This is a genomic window from Sphingomonas sp. YR710, assembly GCF_900101455.1.
Lineage (GTDB): Bacteria > Pseudomonadota > Alphaproteobacteria > Sphingomonadales > Sphingomonadaceae > Rhizorhabdus.
Window position 1 is genome coordinate 1 of sequence record NZ_FMZJ01000039.1, and the last position, 2,491, is coordinate 2,491.

The 2,491-nt window shown below is 61.9% G+C and carries 2 protein-coding genes; both read right to left on the reverse strand.

Annotation, left to right across the window (positions count from 1 at the left end; genetic code table 11):
• Positions 1–84 precede the first annotated feature (84 nt).
• Complete coding sequence (istB, locus tag BLS13_RS20150) at positions 85–867, reverse strand: IS21-like element helper ATPase IstB (RefSeq protein ID WP_093454813.1); 783 nt, start codon at positions 865–867, stop codon at positions 85–87.
• A complete protein-coding gene (istA, locus tag BLS13_RS20155) occupies positions 857–2,380 on the reverse strand; it encodes an IS21 family transposase (protein WP_093454814.1) in 1,524 nt (507 codons plus the stop codon). The genes istB and istA overlap by 11 nt, the downstream gene beginning before the upstream one ends.
• Between the last annotated feature and the right edge of the window lie 111 nt (positions 2,381–2,491).

Below are 2,491 nucleotides of genomic sequence, written 5' to 3' on the forward strand. Positions count from 1 at the left end.
TGTTGATTGCTGCTGAGAAGTGACCCGGGGTTTTCATCGAGAAGTGACCCACCTTGCGATTATGTTTCGGATGTCATTGGTGGGTCAAGACGGGGTTTTCTCCTTTCTGGCTTTGGGCTGCTGAGCCGAGCTGTTCTTGAACCGGAAGCTGTCGTTGCCGGTTTCCAGGATGTGGCAGTGATGGGTGAGCCGATCGAGGAGCGCGGTGGTCATCTTGGCATCACCGAACACGGTGGCCCATTCGCTGAAGCTGAGGTTGGTCGTGATGATGACGCTGGTGCGCTCGTAAAGCTTGCTCAGCAGATGGAACAGCAACGCGCCGCCTGAGGCGCTGAACGGCAGGTAGCCCAGCTCGTCGAGGATCACGAGATCGGAGTAGGCGAGCCTGCCGGCGATCTGGCCGGCTTTCCCTTGTGCCTTCTCCTGTTCGAGGGCGTTGACCAGTTCGACCGTCGAGAAGAACCGGACTCGTTTGCGATGATGCTCGATGGCCTGGACGCCCAGCGCCGTGGCGATGTGCGTCTTGCCAGTGCCGGGGCCGCCGACCAGCACGATATTGTCGGCCACGTCCGCAAATTCGCAGCGGTGGAGCTGGCGGACCAGCGCCTCGTTGATCTCGCTGCTGGCGAAGTCGAAGCCCGCCAGATCGCGATAGGCCGGGAACCTCGCGATCTTGAGTTGGTAGGAGACCGATCGTACCTCCCGTTCGGCGGTCTCCGCCTTCAGGAGCTGGGACAGGATTGGGATGGCCGCATCGAACGCCGGCGCACCCTGCTCCATGAGATCGGTGACGGCGTGTGCCATGCCGTGCATCTTGAGACTACGCAGCATGACGATGATGGCGCCGCTGGCGGGGTCATGACGCATGGCGGCTCTCCCCGCGCAAGGCATCGTAGCGTTCCACATTGGCAAGGGGCTCGCTGACCAGTCTCAACGCCTGGGGCGCTGTGATCGGCGGTGTCGTCAGCGGCTTGACGTCAAGCAGCCGGTGCAGCAGGTTGAGGATATGGGTCTTGGTCGGAACGCCGGCCTCCAACGCCATCGTGACGGCCGTCAGCACGGCCTGCTCGTCATGATGGAGGACCAGGGCCAGGATCTCGACCATCTCCCGGTCGCCGCCAGGAGACCTCAGCAGATGGCGCTGCAACCGCTGGAAGGGATCGGGCAGTTCGAGGAACGGTGCACCGTTGCGCAGAGCGCCAGGCTTGCGCTGGATGACCGCCAGATAATGGCGCCAATCATAAATGGTGCGCCCTGGCCTGTCGTGGGATCGATCGATGATCCGCTGATGCTCGCACAGCAACTGTCCCTCGGCGACCACCAGAAAGCGGTCCGGATAGAGCCGCAGGCTGACGGGGCGGTTGGCAAAGGAGGCCGGCACGCTGTAGCGGTTGCGCTCCAGATGGACGAGGCAGGTCGGAGAGACCCGCTTGCCATACTCCACAAAGCCGTCGAACGGCCTGCCCGTCGGCATCAGGCTTGCCACCTCGTCGGCCCAGGCATCGGCGACAGAGCCCGGCTCGATCCCATGCGGGATCTCCTGCCACAGCGTCTTGCAGCGTTCCTCCAGCCACAGGTTCAGGGCATCGAGAGTCTCGGTCTGGGGGACGGGCTGCCACAGACGATGGCGCGCATCCTGCACGTTCTTCTCGACCTGACCCTTCTCCCAGCCTGCTGCCGGATTACAGAACTCGGCCTCATAGAGGTAATGGCTGACCATCGTCAGAAAGCGGGCGTTGACGGTCCGATCCTTGCCGCGCCCGACCTTGTCGACCGCGGTGCGCATATTGTCGTAGATGCCCCGCCGCGGCACGCCGCCCAGCACGCGGAACGCGTGATTATGGGCATCGAACAGCATCTCGTGTGTCTGCAGGAGATAGGCCCGTACGAAGAAGGCCCGGCTATAGCTGAGCTTGAAGTGCGCTACCTGCAGTTTGGTGCGCACGCCGTCGATGATCGCCCAGTCCTCGCTCCAGTCAAACTGGAACGCCTCACCCGGCGCGAACGACAGCGGCACGAAAGTGCCTTTGCCGCTCATCTGCTGCTGGCGGCGATAATCATCACGCCAGCCCCGGGCAAAAGCTGCGACACGACCATAAGAACCGTCAAAGCCGAGGCTCATCAGATCGGCATGCATCTGCTTGACCGTGCGCTTCTGCTTGCGCGAGCGACCCATCTCTCGTCTGAGCCAAGCTATTAGCCGCTCGACAAACGGGTCCAGCTTGCTCGGCCGCTCAGGCACCTTGAACTGTGGCTCGACTGTGTCCGACCGCAGATATTTACGAATGGTGTTACGGGATAGACCGGTGCGCTTGGCAATCTCGCGGATCGATAGATTATCGCGGTAATGCCAGCGCCGGATGACGCTCAATAATGCCATGTCCAACACTCCATGGTCCCCCCGCTCAAAGCCAGGGACGTGTTCAAACATGGGTCAATTCTCGGTGGAAATTACTGGCCTTCCCGGGTCACTTCTCAGCGGCAATCAACA

Excerpts from the sequence above, each read along its gene's own strand:
- istA (WP_093454814.1), bottom strand. The coding sequence starts at position 2,380 with ATGGCATTATTGAGCGTCATCCGGCGCTGGCATTACCGCGATAATCTA.
- istB (WP_093454813.1), bottom strand. The coding sequence starts at position 867 with ATGCGTCATGACCCCGCCAGCGGCGCCATCATCGTCATGCTGCGTAGT.